Annotated in this window: 10 protein-coding genes; 9 read left to right on the top strand and 1 reads right to left on the bottom strand. The window is 42.7% G+C overall.

Features of this window, described 5'->3' with window-relative positions; genetic code table 11:
• Window positions 1-27 precede the first annotated feature (27 nt).
• The 7 genes from polA to PXH68_RS06485 all read left to right on the top strand — a co-directional run bounded on the left by polA (window position 28) and on the right by PXH68_RS06485 (window position 5,589).
• Window positions 28-2,664, top strand: coding sequence for a DNA polymerase I (polA, locus tag PXH68_RS06515; RefSeq protein WP_248028769.1), 2,637 nt, complete (start codon window positions 28-30; stop codon window positions 2,662-2,664).
• Window positions 2,665-2,698: 34 nt separating this feature from the next.
• A complete protein-coding gene (locus tag PXH68_RS06510) occupies window positions 2,699-3,457 on the top strand; it encodes a glucose-6-phosphate isomerase (protein WP_248028768.1) in 759 nt (252 codons plus the stop codon).
• A 30-nt stretch (window positions 3,458-3,487) separates the two neighbouring features.
• The gene (locus PXH68_RS06505; protein ID WP_248028767.1) at window positions 3,488-3,751 is read left to right on the top strand and encodes a hypothetical protein; all 264 of its coding nucleotides are present in this window, start codon (window positions 3,488-3,490) and stop codon (window positions 3,749-3,751) included.
• Window positions 3,752-3,762: 11 nt separating this feature from the next.
• Complete coding sequence (locus tag PXH68_RS06500; protein WP_248028766.1) at window positions 3,763-4,212, top strand: CoA-binding protein; 450 nt, start codon at window positions 3,763-3,765, stop codon at window positions 4,210-4,212.
• A 443-nt stretch (window positions 4,213-4,655) separates the two neighbouring features.
• Window positions 4,656-4,874, top strand: coding sequence for a hypothetical protein (locus tag PXH68_RS06495; RefSeq protein WP_248028765.1), 219 nt, complete (start codon window positions 4,656-4,658; stop codon window positions 4,872-4,874).
• Window positions 4,875-4,897: 23 nt separating this feature from the next.
• Window positions 4,898-5,065, top strand: a complete 168-nt coding sequence (locus PXH68_RS06490) for a hypothetical protein (RefSeq protein WP_248028764.1) — start codon at window positions 4,898-4,900, stop codon at window positions 5,063-5,065.
• Between the two features lie 20 nt (window positions 5,066-5,085).
• Window positions 5,086-5,589, top strand: a complete 504-nt coding sequence (locus PXH68_RS06485; protein WP_248028763.1) for a ferredoxin reductase domain-containing protein — start codon at window positions 5,086-5,088, stop codon at window positions 5,587-5,589.
• 13 nt (window positions 5,590-5,602) lie between these two features.
• Here the strand turns inward: PXH68_RS06485 and PXH68_RS06480 are convergent, their stop codons facing one another.
• On the bottom strand, window positions 5,603-6,481 hold the full coding sequence (locus PXH68_RS06480; RefSeq protein WP_248028762.1) for a DUF975 family protein: 879 nt from the start codon (window positions 6,479-6,481) through the stop codon (window positions 5,603-5,605).
• Between the two features lie 129 nt (window positions 6,482-6,610).
• On the opposite strand from PXH68_RS06480, the gene tgt reads away from it, so the two are divergent.
• Both tgt and PXH68_RS06470 read left to right on the top strand, forming a co-directional pair.
• A complete protein-coding gene (gene tgt / locus PXH68_RS06475; protein ID WP_248028761.1) occupies window positions 6,611-7,753 on the top strand; it encodes a tRNA guanosine(34) transglycosylase Tgt in 1,143 nt (380 codons plus the stop codon).
• A 631-nt stretch (window positions 7,754-8,384) separates the two neighbouring features.
• Entirely contained in the window at window positions 8,385-14,150 is a 5,766-nt protein-coding gene (locus tag PXH68_RS06470; protein WP_316715508.1) for a MucBP domain-containing protein, read from the top strand.
• The last annotated feature ends 194 nt before the right edge of the window (window positions 14,151-14,344 follow it).

Below are 14,344 nucleotides of genomic sequence, written 5' to 3'. Positions count from 1 at the left end.
TATACCCATCCATGCTATAATAGACCTATGAGAAAAAATAAATTACTACTTATCGATGGCTCTTCGGTAGCCTTCCGTGCCTTCTTTGCACTTTATAACCAAATTGACCGCTTCAAGAATGCCAACGGTCTGCATACCAACGCCATTTACGGCTTCAACCTCATGCTGGACCACATGATGAAGCGGATTGAGCCGACTCACATCCTGGTGGCCTTTGACGCCGGCAAGACCACCTTCCGTACTGAGATGTACGCCGATTACAAGGCAGGGCGTGCCAAGACACCTGACGAGTTCCGCGAACAGTTTCCTTTTATCCGTCAGATGCTGGATGCTATGGGGGTCAAGTACTATGAGCTAGCTCAGTACGAGGCAGACGATATTATCGGTACCTTGGACAAAATGGTAGAGCGGACAGACATTCCTTTCGATGTGACCATTGTCAGCGGTGACAAGGACTTGATCCAGCTGACAGACGAAAATACCGTTGTCGAGATTTCCAAGAAAGGCGTAGCCGAATTCGAAGAATTTACACCAGCCTACCTCATGGAAAAAATGGGTATCACTCCTGCTCAGTTTATCGACCTCAAGGCCCTCATGGGCGATAAGTCCGATAACATCCCTGGCGTGACCAAGATTGGTGAGAAGACAGGTCTCAAACTCCTGATTGAACACGGGTCACTAGACGGCATTTACGAAAACATCGACAGCATGAAAGCGTCGAAGATGAAAGAAAACCTGATTGCTGATAAGGAGCAGGCATTTCTATCTCGGACCCTTGCCACCATTGATACCAATGCTCCTATTGAAATCGGACTGGATGACCTGATCTATGAAGGTCCCAAGGTAGAAGAACTCGGTCAATTCTACGACGACATGGGCTTCAAGCAGTTGCGGGCTCAGTTGGGAACTAGTGCTGAGGAAGAACTTCCTGCAGTCGAGTTTCAAACAGTCACCGAATTGACTGAGGACATGCTGCAGGCAGACCAATTTTTCTATTTTGAAATCTTAGGTGAAAACTACCATCGAGAAGACTTGGTGGGACTGGCCTGGGGAGATAAGGAGCAGATTTATGTCGGAGGACCAGAGCTGCTGGACAGTCCAATCTTGCGTGATTTCCTTGAAAACCAGACCATCAAAACCTATGACTTCAAGCGTGGAAAAGTCCTCCTAGCCCGTCACGGCTTGGACTTGCCGTTGGCTAGCTTTGATAGCCGTCTGGCAAAGTACCTCCTGTCAACAGTCGAAGACAATGCCATCACCACTATTGCCAACCTCTATGGTCAAACTCGTTTAGTGCCCGACGAAGTTGTTTATGGTAAGGGAGCAAAATTAGCCCTCCCAGAACGAGCAGAATACTTCCCTCATCTTGCCAACAAGCTACAGGTTCTTATCGAAACAGAAGCAGTCATGCTGGAAAAACTGGAAGAAAACCAGCAAGTTTCCCTTCTTTTTGACATGGAATTGCCTCTGGCAAATGTCCTAGCAAAGATGGAAATTACAGGAATCAAGGTTCAAAAAGAAACCTTGCAGACCATGCAGGATGAAAATGAAGTCTTGATTGAACAGCTAACCAAGGAAATCTATGAGTTAGCAGGTCAGGAGTTTAATATCAATTCACCAAAACAACTGGGAACGATTCTCTTTGAAGACATGGGCTTGCCTTTGGAATACACCAAGAAAACCAAGACAGGCTACTCAACTGCAGTGGATGTTCTAGAACGCTTGGCCCCAATCGCTCCAGTCGTTTCCAAGATTTTGGACTACCGTCAGATTACCAAGCTTCAGTCAACCTATGTCATCGGCTTGCAGGATGCGATTTTAGAAGACGGCAAGATCCATACTCGTTATGTACAGGATTTGACTCAGACAGGTCGTCTGTCTTCGACGGACCCTAACCTGCAAAATATCCCTGTCCGATTGGAGCAAGGCCGCTTGATTCGTAAGGCTTTTGTACCTTCGCTTGATGACAGTGTTCTTCTGGCTTCGGATTACTCACAGATTGAATTGCGCGTCTTGGCGAATATTTCTCAAGATGAGCACCTGATTGAAGCCTTCAAACGAGGCGATGATATCCATACCTCTACAGCCATGCGGGTCTTCGGCATTGAAAAAGCAGAAGATGTGACAGCAAATGACCGCCGCAATGCCAAGGCAGTAAACTTTGGAGTGGTTTACGGTATCTCAGACTTTGGCTTGTCCAATAACTTGGGCATTACCCGTAAGGAAGCCAAGGACTATATTGATACCTATTTTGAACGTTTCCCAGGTATCAAGAACTATATGGAAACCATCGTCCGTGAGGCACGAGATAAGGGCTTTGTAGAAACCATCTACAAGCGCCGTCGAGAATTACCAGATATTAACTCACGCAATTTCAACGTCCGAAACTTTGCCGAGCGAACAGCCATCAACTCTCCTATCCAAGGATCCGCTGCTGATATCCTCAAGGTAGCCATGATCAACTTGGACAAGGCCATTGAAGAAGCAGGTTTGACAGCTCGCTTGCTCCTGCAAGTCCATGACGAAATTGTCTTGGAAGTGCCGAAAGCAGAATTGGAAACAGTAAAAGCCCTCGTTAAAGAAACCATGGAATCAGCCATCGCCTTGTCAGTCCCATTGATTGCCGATGAAAATGATGGCCAAACCTGGTATGAAGCAAAATAGTCACTGAACAATGGAAGAAAAGGAAAGGAGTTCCATGAAAAAAACGATTTTAGCCCTAGGCTTGACTAGTCTCCTCTTGGCTGCATGTGGGTCAACGGACCAAGCAACAGATGCGACAACTAGTTCAAGCAGCGAAGCCCTATCCACTACTTTGCCAATTTTGGAAGAAAAGAAAGACACGACTAATGAAACTTTTGATGTCCTTGCCAATGCGGAATACCAAGTGATCAATGATAATCCCCCTGCAGATGAGACTCAAAAAGGGCATAAGCTTCTTTCAGCCAATAACTGGGTGGCAGAAAAAGATGAAAATGGTGAGATTATCTACCATTACCGTTACTATGATGTACCTGCAAGCTGGACCATCAGTCAGGAAAATACGGAAGAAGATGAAACTTTGGCAGCCGTCTATGATGTCAAGGAGGGTCAAAACCAATTTATCATCCAGCTTTATACCCTGAATGCCTTCCAGGCTTCTCCTTTAGATGGTGGAACGATTATGACAGACGACCAGTGGGCTGCTCGCATGATGGAAACCAACCATACCTTTACAGAGACTGGCACTGTAACTATTCAAGGACAGGAATGGAAGGTTGGGCGTCAGATTCTAGCCGATAAGAAAATGGGGCGAATCACTTTCTACCGTTTGGAAAATACTGGCGGATACGATGATTCCGTTGTGGTTGGTACTGTTGTCTATCCATTGGAAGCTGTCTATGATAGCGATCGAGCTGTCCTGAAGAAGACAATCGGACAACTTAAGGACGTTCTTTATCAAGTTTCTAAAAAATAAGACCTGAAAACCAAAAGGAGTAAGCAGTTGATGAGCTGGTTGAAGACAAGAACTTTTGGAGAACAGTGGTGGTTGGGCTTTGTATCTTGTTTGTTAGGAATGATTCTAGCTTGGCTGACCAAGATCAATTATTTGGCAAACCTCGGCTGTGCCTCTTATGCCATGTTGATATTGGCTTTTCCAAAAATGCCCAATCGGACACGCTTGACAGTGAAAGAAGAAAAGACCATTCGATTGGTTGCTATCCTAGCTCTATTGTTATTTCTATTTGTATTTCGATTTGATGTATCCTAAGGGAGGAACCTATGACCTATTCATTTCAAAATCCCAGTCAAGAAGTTATTTTCGATTATCTGAAAGAAGCGAAAACGATTGCCGTAGTAGGACTTTCCAGCCGTGAAGAAACAGCTGCCTATCGTGTGTCTAAGCTTATGCAAGAAGCGGGCTATCAGATTATCCCAGTCAATCCAAGAGCAGTAGGTGAAACTATTCTCGGAGAAAAGGTTTATGCTAGCCTTTTGGACATTGACCAACCTATCGATATTGTCGATGTTTTCCGCCGCTCTGAGTTTTTGGCAGATGTGGCGCGTGAGTTTGTCCAGACAGAAGCCAAGGTTTTTTGGGCACAACTTGGTTTGGAAAGCCAAGAAGCAGAAGAACTCTTGCGTCAGGCTGGTCGCAATGACATTGTCATGAATAAGTGTATTAAGATTGAGTACCTTGATATGCTGAAAGTATCCGATTCCACTTTGTAAGATAATTAGAGGCTGGGCAGAAAGTCCGGCCTCGCTTCTCAGAGTTCGTGTCAACATCTCAGCGCAGTGGTTGATTGTCAGATTTGTTCGTGTTTCACACTCCAAATCTGACCTCTACGACTGATGTGAACAGAGTTCGCTTCATTTCCAACCTCCAACAGTCACTACTCTGACTGTTGGAGCTGTGCGGGGGTGGGAGTAAAATAGTCCAGTGGACTATTTTAGCCCGAACCTACTGTTTGGAAGTGAGGAGAACTCTTTTTTAGACCAGTCGAGTTCTTTCCCACTCCCATTCTTAATCAATTCTCAAAACATATTTAAATTAGCGATAATTGAAGATACATTACTTGCATTGGAAACTTTCTGCATGCTATAATTGGAAATCACTGTTTGAAAACTTAATGAAAGAAATGGTGTTTTTCAATAAAGAAATGAGGTCTTACATGAAGAAAAAAATTACAGCCCTTGCTATCTCACTTGTAGCATTCATCACAGCAGTATATAGCGGATTTTTACTCTTTTACCAATCCAATAGCCAGGATGCTACAGGCACAAGTACCGGCCAGCAAACAAGCTCTTCAACATCAACTGCATCAACAACATCAGTAGCAAGTAGCAGCAGTGCAGCCGCAGTTCTTCAGCAACAAGCACTGGTAGCCTGACAGACGTCACCTACACGGGTGCAGTGACTTCAACCAACCGTGGTGATTACCAAGTGCAAATCACCGTATCTGGTGGTGTGATGACGGATATCACTATCTTGGAATACCCAAGTGATAACCCAACTTCAGAGTCAATCAATGCCAATGCCAATGCCCTCCCAACCTATCCGTACCCGGTAAAAAAGGGCTAAACGAACCCCATCCATTTTCCTTGGTAAATGCACCAAGTCAAGACAATGAAATTGTCCTAGCTATTCGTGGTGACGGAGATTTTACAAAAGCCATTCAGAACCTGACTGCACCTACCAAAGTCTTGGTAGATGGTGGATATGGTATGTTTGAGACAGTACTTCAAGACCAGCAACCAGACCATCTATTGATGATTACAGGTGGAATCGGTGTGACCCCTCTTCTTTCTGTGATGGTAGCCCATCCAGAAATTCCGACAACTGTCTTTCACGGTGCAACAACAGAAGCAGCTCTGATTTACGGAGATCGATTTGAAAAATGGAGTCAAGAACGGGAACAGTTTAAGGTTCATCGCAAAATTGGTCCATTTGAAGAAAAAGAGATTCTATCCAGCCTTCCCAATGACCTGACAGGCTTAACCGTCTTGGTAAGTGGACCGCCTGCCATGGCTCGTTATTGGATGAAAAATCTGCAAAAAAATGGTGTACCAAAAGGCCAAATTTTTTACGAAGAGTTTGGTTGGTAAAAAAATACCTTGGCTAAGCCAAGGTATTTTTTTCGATGATTTGAGAAAGGATGCTATTGGTTTCGAGGATAGTCTGGTAGAAATGCCATTGACTTGCGTAATAGTAAGGTAGCACATAAACGCCCACCATACCAAAGGTCAAGGAAATCAGGATAAACCAGCCTACAAAGGAAAGGTCTAGCAAGAAACGTTTAACCTTGTAACCGCGCATGAATAACCGGGATTGTTTAAGCAGTTTTCTAGCACCCGTAAAATGACCTTGGTCTAGTGCCTGAAAGAGTAGAATATCCACCAAGGAATAGGCATAATATTGGGGTAAATACAGGGCAAAACCAATCAAACTGAGAAAGAGGCCACCAAAAAATCCAAGACCAAAGGTCGCAAGGACTGCGTCAGGAATCAATTCTGGCTGACTGATATTATTTGACACCATATAAAAGACAACAAAGACCGATGAGCCTATCAATAAGAAGCTACCAATCAAAAGTGGCAGAGCCCAGAGAAAGAGGAAAAAGGTCTTGGTGAAATAGGTTGTGACAATCTTGCCAAACTCAGGATGTTGAAAAATCGCCAAGCCATCCTTAAAGCTTGTTTGAGTCTTGCCCTTATACAAAATCTGAAAAAGGGTATAAGAGATGGACAGGTAGAGAAAGCTCAGTAGGATTCCAGAGAAAATTGGAAATCCAATGGAAGCCGAAAGGTATTGCCAAGTGGCACCATCTTGATTGGCAACCGCGACAATCGTTGCAGGATCCTGGCTACGTGAGCTGATAAATTGAATGGTTAAACCTAAGAAAACAGCCAAAAGAGGCAAGAAAAAGATACCAGCCGTATCTTGTAAGGTTTGGCGTGCCTTGGCACGAATACGTGTTAGGGAAAATAAACTGTGCATAGAAGTCCTCCTTCTGACATTTTAGCACAGAATTTAGTGACAAGCTAGGCTTTTTTTGATAGACTGGAAATGCTTGCTGTGAATAGCAGAAAAAATTCCTAGGACTGTTTTTCCTAGATGGAGGTAACCATGACAGATGTTCCAATCAAGTATCGCTTGATTAAGAAAGAAAAGCACACAGGTGCTCGTTTAGGGGAGATTATCACACCCCACGGGACTTTCCCAACCCCTATGTTTATGCCCGTAGGAACTCAGGCAACGGTTAAAACCATGTCGCCTGAAGAATTGAAAGAAATGGGCTCAGGCATTATCCTATCAAATACCTATCATCTCTGGCTTCGTCCAGGTGATGAGCTAATTGCTCGAGCGGGTGGCTTGCACAAGTTTATGAACTGGGACCAGCCAATCCTGACAGACTCAGGTGGTTTCCAGGTTTATTCCCTGGCTGACAGCCGCAATATCTCAGAAGAAGGGGTGACCTTCAAGAACCACCTCAACGGCAGCAAGATGTTCCTGTCACCTGAGAAGGCTATTTCTATTCAAAATAATTTGGGTTCAGACATTATGATGAGTTTTGATGAGTGCCCGCAGTTCTATCAGCCCTATGATTATGTGAAAAAATCCATCGAACGTACCAGCCGTTGGGCAGAACGTGGACTCAAGGCCCACCGACGTCCGCATGACCAAGGATTATTTGGTATCGTGCAAGGTGCAGGTTTTGAAGACCTCCGTCGCCAATCAGCCCATGATTTGGTCAGCATGGATTTCCCGGGTTATTCAATCGGCGGTCTAGCTGTTGGTGAAACCCATGACGAAATGAATGCCGTCCTGGACTTCACAACCCCGCTTCTGCCTGAGAACAAACCACGTTACCTCATGGGAGTTGGGGCACCAGACAGTTTGATTGATGCTGTCATCCGTGGTGTCGATATGTTTGACTGTGTTTTGCCAACCCGCATCGCACGTAACGGCACCTGTATGACCAGCCAAGGTCGCTTGGTAGTGAAAAATGCTCAATTTGCAGAAGACTTCACCCCACTTGATCCAAACTGTGATTGCTACACATGTAAAAACTATACTCGTGCCTATCTCCGTCACTTGCTCAAGGCAGATGAAACCTTTGGTATCCGCTTGACCAGCTACCACAACCTCTTCTTCCTAATCAACCTGATGAAAAATGTCCGTAAGGCCATCATGGATGATAACTTGCTAGAGTTCCGTCAAGACTTTATGGAAAAATACGGCTACGGCAAAAACGGCAGAAATTTTTAATAGAAAAACCTTTTTAATAGACTTCCTCAATACTACTGAGGGAGTTTTTTTATTTGTAAATCTATTTTTTGTGTAAGCAAATCTAGAGAAAAAACCAAATTACCAGACAAAATGAACAAAATGACCATCTAGAGAACGATTTCTTTTGGAATAAAAGATAGAAAAAACGAGAAAGTGAAAACATAAATGTGTTTTTTATCTGTAGTTTTTCTAAGAAATGCGTTCGTGATATTCAAGCTTATAGCATGAGCTACTTCATATAGGATAGAAAAAGTAAAATGTGGAATATGCAGGAAGTATGCAAAAAATCTTAATATTCACTGTAAAAAAAATTATATATAGGAAGAAAGTATTAAAAAAACTAATAAATAAACAATATATAAACATATGAAATCAAAGAGTTCGTTTTCAAAAAAATCGGATGAAAAAACAGAAAAAGCGAATATAATTTCCAATTTTAAATACAAATGTTCAAAAAGGAAAATTTTACCCGTTTTTTTGTCAAAAATGTACACAGAAAAAACAAACCGTTTCGCATCATTTTTGTTGACGAATGAAAACATAGTAGCTATAATTTTGAGTATGGACATAACTCAGGTGTGTGTCTAAAAAAATATAGGGGAATTTTTATATGTTTAAAGATCAATCAAAAAAGATGATCAAGAAGCAGGAGTATTTCTCGTTGCGCAAATTTAAGCGTGGACTTGCTTCTGTTACTGTAGGTGCGACGCTATTTATGGCAGGCGCAGCGGTGGAATCATTTGTTGCACCGCAAGTAGTTGTTTATGCAGCGGAGGAAACTTATTCTGCAAATGGAAACTGGACATTTACAGATACGATTCCATCAGACAATCCAAATGTGAACCCACAAATGACAGAGTGGGCCTACACACCACATACAACTGCTGAATCAACTATTACTGAACAAGATGGTTCAACTGTAACTGTAACTGCAACTATCACACCGACAAATGGTAATGAAGTTGGTGTCAGCTACCTAGTGCCTGGTGAGAACCAAGCAGCTTACAAAGCTACACCAGATATGTTGGCAGGAACTCCTGAACCTGCATCTATTCCAGCGATGGGGATTTACCTTCAGCCATCACCTTCAACTCCAGCTGCGAATTTTTCTGAAAAACTGAACTATAGCGGTGAAGTTGAGAATGCTGAGTTGACGTTGACTTTTAGTGAAGAAGTAACTAACCCAATCATCGACCTTTCAGGTGTCGGTGGTAGTGGTAAGGCAATTGTTGATGATGTCAATACAGGTCAAGTATTCCTTGCTAGAGGATCATTTAATAGTACAAACTTTAAACTTGTCACACCTGATGTTAAGTTAGAAAAACTAACAGGAACAAACTTGACAGTTACAGATACAACTATTAATGTAACGGAAAAGAACACTTATGATAGAGCAGTCGTTGGAAACGATGATATGTATCTATGGGATTACCGTCTTCCTAACTTGGTACCGGCTGGTACTGGTTCAATCCGATTGGTAGGTACATTTAAACAAGTAACCTTCAAACTTTATCACCAATCAACTCCATTTACAGAGTATCCAACGGAAACTTATAAAACTGACCCAGTATTCTTCAACAGCACTAGCTACGGAGATGGTGTCAACGGTTTGAATAAATTCTGGTCAGAAAAAGTTGAAGATGTAGGTAATTCAACGACAAACGCAGACCTTCTTCGTTTCTCAGTTCGTTTGAGTAATACCAAGTATGGTTCAGTTATCGTTAACTATGTTGATACTGAAGGTAACGTAATCGGAACTGAGTACAAAGATACAACTGACCAAGTTGTTGGAACTGAGTACAATACTGCAGTTGATACAGGAACAGTTGCATCAGATGCTACAACTGAGCGCCCAGCAGTGATTACCAAAGATGGTAAGACGTACAAATTGGTTGCTAAAGAAACAACAGCAACAGTTGGTACAGTAAACGCTGACGGTAGCTTGGCTACAAATGGTACAAACTTTAGCTTCGGTACAGATGCAGTTTCTGGTACAGTTGCTGAAGGTACTAAATCAATCACTTATGTTTATGAAGAAGTGAAAGGTTCTGTTATCGTTGATTACGTTGACACAGACGGAAACCAGATTGGTACTCAGTTTGTTGATACTGCCAATGTAGCACCTGGTACTGCTTACAATACAGCAAATGATACAGGTACAAAAGCTTCAACAGACACTTCAGAGCGTCCATCTGTGATTACCAAAGATGGTAAGACCTACAAATTAGTTCCAGCAGGTTCATACACTGTCGGTACAGTTGGAACGGACGGAAACTTGACAGAGACAACTACCGATTGGGGTGTTGATGCTGCATCAGGCGAAGTTGCAGAAGGTACGAAGAAAGTTACTTATGTCTATGAAGAAGTTAAAACTGGATCAGTCGTAGTTGACTACGTTGATACAGAAGGAAACGTTCTTCAAACACAATATGTTGATTCTCCGGAAGGTACTGCTGTTGGTACGGCATATAACACTGAAGAAATCACAGGTACAACTGAAAAACCAGCAGTTATCGAAAAAGACGGAAAAACATATGAACTCGTTCCAGCAGGTACTTATACAGTTGGTACAGTTGGTGAAGACAATAACCTTACTGAAACGTCAACATCATTTGGTGTAGCGCCAGTAACAGGTACAGTTGCTGAAGGTGTAACAAAAATTACTTACGTCTATAAAGAAAAAGTTGAAACACCTAAGACAGGTAACGTTGTTATCACTTACGTTGATACAGAAGGTCTTGAGTTGAAGACAACCGTTAAAGATACAACTGACGGCGAAGTTGGTTCAACTTACAACACTAAAGAATCAGCGGATGAGTATCCAGAAACAATCGAAAAAGATGGTGTGACTTACCAACGTGTCGTTGCAGGTACGCACACAGTTGGTGAAACAACAGAAGACGGTCACTTGGTAAGTTCAGATGCGGCAGAAGGAACTGTTGAAGAAGGTACTAAGACAGTCACTTACGTATACAAAAAAGTTGAAACACCAGTTGTTAAGACAGGTAACGTTGTCATCACTTACGTTGACACAGAAGGTCTTGAGTTGAAGACAACCGTTAAAGATACAACTGACGGCGAAGTTGGTTCAACTTACAACACTAAAGAATCAGCGGATGAGTATCCAGAAACAATCGAAAAAGATGGTGTGACTTACCAACGTGTCGTTGCAGGTACACACACAGTTGGTGAAACAACAGAAGACGGTCACTTGGTAAGTTCAGATGCGGCAGAGGGAACTGTTGAAGAAGGTACTAAGACAGTCACTTACGTATACAAAAAAGTTGAAACACCAGTTGTTAAGACAGGTTCAGTTGTAGCTCGTTACGTAATCGAAGGAACAGAAACTGAGATCGCAGACGATAAGACAGTTAAACCAACTGATACACCAGTTGATGAGCCATACGGTGACACACCACCAGCTACAATCACAAAAGATGGTAAGACCTACGAACTCGTTCGTACACGTTCAAACGAAGGTGATGCATCAGAAAACGGCGTTGTCAAAGAAGGTGAACAAACTATCACTTACGAGTACAAGGAAGTTGTAGAAACACCAGTTGTTAAGACAGGTAACGTTGTCATCACTTACGTTGACACAGAAGGTCTTGAGTTGAAGACAACTGTTAAAGATACAACTGACGGCGAAGTTGGTTCAACTTACAACACTAAAGAATCAGCAGATGAGTATCCAGAAACAATCGAAAAAGATGGTGTGACTTACAAACGTGTCGTTGCAGGTACGCACACAGTTGGTGAAACAACAGAAGACGGTCACTTGGTAAGTTCAGATGCGGCAGAGGGAACTGTTGAAGAAGGTACTAAGACAGTCACTTACGTATACGAAAAAGTAGAAACACCAGTTGTTAAGACAGGTTCAGTTGTAGCTCGTTACGTTATCGAAGGAACAGAAACTGAAATCGCAGACGATAAGACAGTTAAACCAACCGATACCCCAGTTGATGAGCCATATGGTGACACACCACCAGCTACAATCACAAAAGATGGTAAGACCTACGAACTCGTTCGTACACGTTCAAACGAAGGTGATGCATCAGAAAACGGCGTTGTCAAAGAAGGTGAACAAACCATCACTTACGAGTACAAGGAAGTTGTAGAAACACCAGTTGTTAAGACAGGTTCAGTCGTAGCTCGTTACGTAATCGAAGGAACTGAAACTGAGATCGCAGACGATAAGACAGTTAAACCAACTGATACACCAGTTGATGAGCCATACGGTGACACACCACCAGCTACTATCACAAAAGATGGTAAGACCTACGAACTCGTTCGTACACGTTCAAACGAAGGTGATGCATCAGAAAACGGCGTTGTCAAAGAAGGTGAACAAACCATTACTTACGAGTACAAGGAAGTTGTAGAAACACCAGTTGTTAAGACAGGTTCAGTCGTAGCTCGTTACGTAATCGAAGGAACTGAAACTGAGATCGCAGACGATAAGACAGTTAAACCAACTGATACACCAGTTGATGAGCCATACGGTGACACACCACCAGCTACTATCACAAAAGATGGTAAGACGTACGAACTCGTTCGTACACGTTCAAACGAAGGTGATGCATCAGAAAACGGCGTTGTCAAAGAAGGTGAACAAACTATCACTTACGAGTACAAAGAAGTTGTAGAAACACCAGTTGTTAAGACAGGTTCAGTTGTAGCTCGTTACGTAATCGAAGGAACAGAAACTGAGATCGCAGACGATAAGACAGTTAAAACAACTGATACACCAGTTGATGAGCCATACGGTGACACACCACCAGCTACTATCACAAAAGATGGTAAGACCTATACACTTGTTCGTACACGTTCAAACGCAGGTGATGCACCAAGCAACGGTACAGTTGTTGAAGGCGAACAAACCATTACTTACGAGTACAAAGAGGTTGTAGAAACACCAGTCGTTAAGACAGGTTCAGTTGTGGCTCGTTACGTTATCGAAGGAACAGAAACTGAAATCGCTGGTGGTACAACAGTTAAACCAGTAGATACACCAGTTGATGAGCCATACGGTGACACACCACCAGCAACAATCTCATTTGGTGGTAAGACCTATACACTTGTTCGTACACGTTCAAACGCAGGTGATGCACCAAGTAACGGTACAGTTGTTGAGGGTCAACAAACTATTACTTATGAGTACAAAGAGGTTGTTGATACACCAACTCCAGTTGAGAAGAAAACTGGTAGCGTCCTTGTTCGCCATATCACGGATCAAGGTGAAATCCTTGCAAATACAACAGATGTTGTTCGTGATGGCGAAGTTGGTTCAACCTATGAAACAAGCGTCGGCAACTTCGAAGGCTACACATTTGTGAAAGTTGATGAGGCAGGCGCAACGCCAACAGGTGAGGTTGAAGAAGGTGAGAAGACAGTCACTTACATCTACACGAAGGTTGTGACACCAGTTGCGAAGACAGGTAGCGTCCTTGTCCGTCACATCACGGATCAAGGTGAAATCCTTGCAGATACAACAGATGTTGTTCGTGATGGTGAAATCGGTTCAACCTATGAAACAAGCGTCGGCAACTTCGAAGGCTACACATTTGTGAAAGTTGATGAAGCCGGTGCAACACCAACTGGTGAGGTTGAAGAAGGTGAGAAGACAGTCACTTACATCTACACGAAAGTTGTGACACCAGTTGTTAAGACAGGTTCAGTCGTAGCTCGTTACGTAATCGAAGGAACAGAAACTGAAATCGCAGATGATAAATCAGTTAAACCAGCGGATACACCAGTTGATGAGCCATACGGTGACACACCACCAGCTACAATTACAAAAGATGGTAAGACTTACGAACTTGTTCGTACACGCTCAAATGAAGGTGATGCACCAAGCAACGGTACAGTTGTAGAAGGTGAACAAACCATTACTTACGAGTACAAAGAAGTTGTTGAAACACCAGTTGTACCGCCAGTTGCTCAAAAACAAGGTAAAGTCATCGTACATTACGTTGATGAAAATGGAAATGTCATTAAGACACCAGTTGTTGACACTGAAAATGGTACAGTAGGAGGAGACTACGACACAACAGACAATCGTCCAAAAGTGATCGTATTCAATGGTAAACGTTACGTTCTTGTAGAATCTCGTATTCCAAATAACGAAAAAGGTAAAGTTGTTGAAGGTGAAACTCATGTAACTTATGTTTACAAAGAGGAAGCTGAGGAATCAACAACACCTACTACGCCAACAACACCTACTACACCAACCACTAAGCCTGTAGCAGAGTCTGTTAAAGTAACACCTAAGGCAAGCTTGCCATCTACAGGTGAAAACACTTCAGTACTTGCTATGGTTGGATTGGCCTTGTTGGGGTCGGTTGCAGTGGCTTCACGTCGCCGCAAAGAAAAATAAACAGATTAAGCATTGATCTGATTAGAATGAACCAGTTCTAAATTAGTTTTGTATGCTTCAACACTAGAAAACATTCTGGTGTTGAAGCTATTTTGTTTGCAAAATATGAAAAACGAATGAAAAAATAATGAAATAAAACAGAAAATAATTTTATAGACTTTCATGCTTTGTGTTGAATTGTTTTGGGGGAAGCG

This window comes from Streptococcus sp. 29896, from assembly GCF_032594915.1.
Lineage (GTDB): Bacteria > Bacillota > Bacilli > Lactobacillales > Streptococcaceae > Streptococcus > Streptococcus suivaginalis.
Note: the sequence above shows the minus strand (reverse complement) of the source record. Positions and strands in the feature narration are given on the sequence as shown.

Excerpts from the sequence above, each read along its gene's own strand:
- PXH68_RS06510 (WP_248028768.1), top strand. The coding sequence starts at position 2,699 with ATGAAAAAAACGATTTTAGCCCTAGGCTTGACTAGTCTCCTCTTGGCT.
- PXH68_RS06505 (WP_248028767.1), top strand. The coding sequence starts at position 3,488 with ATGAGCTGGTTGAAGACAAGAACTTTTGGAGAACAGTGGTGGTTGGGC.
- PXH68_RS06470 (WP_316715508.1), top strand. The coding sequence starts at position 8,385 with ATGTTTAAAGATCAATCAAAAAAGATGATCAAGAAGCAGGAGTATTTC.
- PXH68_RS06500 (WP_248028766.1), top strand. The coding sequence starts at position 3,763 with ATGACCTATTCATTTCAAAATCCCAGTCAAGAAGTTATTTTCGATTAT.
- tgt (WP_248028761.1), top strand. The coding sequence starts at position 6,611 with ATGACAGATGTTCCAATCAAGTATCGCTTGATTAAGAAAGAAAAGCAC.
- PXH68_RS06495 (WP_248028765.1), top strand. The coding sequence starts at position 4,656 with ATGAAGAAAAAAATTACAGCCCTTGCTATCTCACTTGTAGCATTCATC.
- polA (WP_248028769.1), top strand. The coding sequence starts at position 28 with ATGAGAAAAAATAAATTACTACTTATCGATGGCTCTTCGGTAGCCTTC.
- PXH68_RS06480 (WP_248028762.1), bottom strand. The coding sequence starts at position 6,481 with ATGCACAGTTTATTTTCCCTAACACGTATTCGTGCCAAGGCACGCCAA.